Origin of the sequence: Longimicrobium sp. (assembly GCA_036389135.1) — a bacterium.
Classification (GTDB): domain Bacteria; phylum Gemmatimonadota; class Gemmatimonadetes; order Longimicrobiales; family Longimicrobiaceae; genus Longimicrobium.
In genome coordinates, this window is sequence record DASVQP010000131.1 from 1 (window position 1) to 1571 (window position 1571).

The following is a 1571-nucleotide window of genomic DNA, read 5'->3' on the forward strand; positions in this document are numbered from 1 at the left end:
CTGCCCCTGATATGGAAGGGCACCCGTGTCAAGGTGCGTGTGGCAACCTTCTACGCGCCGCCACGATATGGTAGGAGGGGCGCCCCCAAGGCCAAAACGACGATGAATCCGCCTGATATGCGCCGGTTAGGTCTTTCGACCCAGAGCGGGTACGAATTCGGATCCGTCTGGAGCTTGCCGCGTTCTACGTGGCGCGGGGTTCGGCATCGCCTACCCGCATAGGGGCAACGGGCGTTCTCCGGTCGTGCCTTGGGGGTCGTCCCTCCCCTCCGATCTAAACTCCTTTATGCCTTCAGGCGGCTGAGCTCAGTGGCTTGCCGACCGTTTCCTCCCGGACCTGCTGCTCCTCAGTGCTCAGTTCGACCTCTTGCATCGCCGCCCAGATGAAGCCGACGAGCTCCCGGGCCACGGCCACCACCGCGATGTTGCTCCCGCGCCGGGCCGAGACCCGCTTCCATACCTTGTGGAGCCGGTGCTGGGCTTTCCACGAGTGCGCCACCAGCGTCGCGGAGGCCCCCTGCTGCCTCTTCTTCAGCGCCGCCCCCACTGTGGGAGGCCGGCAGTAGCTCCAAGCCGCCTGCACCAGCACGTGCCGGCAGTGGCTGTTCCCCGCTTTCGTGATGCTGCCTCGCCGGTGCCGCTCCCCCGAGGAGTTCTCCCGCGGGATCAAGCCCACGAAGCTCATCAGCGCCTCGGGCTTGCCGAAGCGGCGGAAATCACCGATCTCGCTCGCCATCACCATCCCGCCATGGACGTCGATCCCCCGGAAGCACTTCAGCGCCCCCACCCGCTCCCGGTAGTATGGCTTCAGCGCCTGGTCTTCGATCCACAGGTCCAGCTCGTCGCGCCGGCCGATCTTGTACTCCAGCAGCCCGATGTACTCCGACAGGACCAGGTGGTCCTCCGCCGCGAGCTCGCCCGGGCGCAGCAGTCTGCGCAGCCACTCCCAGTGCCGCTTCGTCCAGTTCTTCCCCTCGCGGTAGACCCGCCCGCGGCGCGCCAGGAACTTGAGCACGCTGTGCCGCGTCTGCAGGATCTCCTTCTGGAAGCGTTCGCGGCAGCGGACCACGTCGCGCACCCGTTCCTCCGCCTCGCTCGGCACGCGCACCACGACCAGCTGCCCCGCACGGTACTGCTGGCCCAACTCGGTTGCATCGTACCGGTCGTGCTTGCGGTGCTTGCCCGGGCGCTGCGGAATCAGCGACGGCGCGATCACCTGGCACGCGTATCCCCACTCCTTCATCGACCGCTGGATCACGAACCCCGCTCCACTCGCCTCGTAGCAGGCGCGGATCTCACCCTGCTCCGCCTGCCGCGCGAGGAAGCGCCGCAGCTTCACGGGATCGTTGGGCAAGCGCGTGACCTCCTTGGGCCGCTCCGCGGCACCCACGTACACCGCGATCGTGATCGAGTCCTTGTGTACATCCATCCCGAGCCAGATAATCTGATGCATAGGGCTGGTCTCCTGTCCGAATGCGGCCTCGGCCGCATGTGGCTCTGATGCTCCTGCGTTCGCACGGGGATCATTAATCCACGTTGAACCAGGGGGCCAGCCCTTCCATTTATTCTAC

At 66.2% G+C, this 1571-nt stretch carries 1 protein-coding gene; it reads right to left on the reverse strand.

The window, feature by feature from the left end; genetic code table 11:
• Nucleotides 1-292 precede the first annotated feature (292 nt).
• The gene (locus VF584_26860; protein HEX8213817.1) at nt 293-1453 is read right to left on the reverse strand and encodes an IS110 family transposase; all 1161 of its coding nucleotides are present in this window, start codon (nt 1451-1453) and stop codon (nt 293-295) included.
• Nucleotides 1454-1571 lie beyond the last annotated feature (118 nt).

Excerpts from the sequence above, each read along its gene's own strand:
- VF584_26860 (HEX8213817.1), bottom strand. The coding sequence starts at position 1,453 with ATGCATCAGATTATCTGGCTCGGGATGGATGTACACAAGGACTCGATC.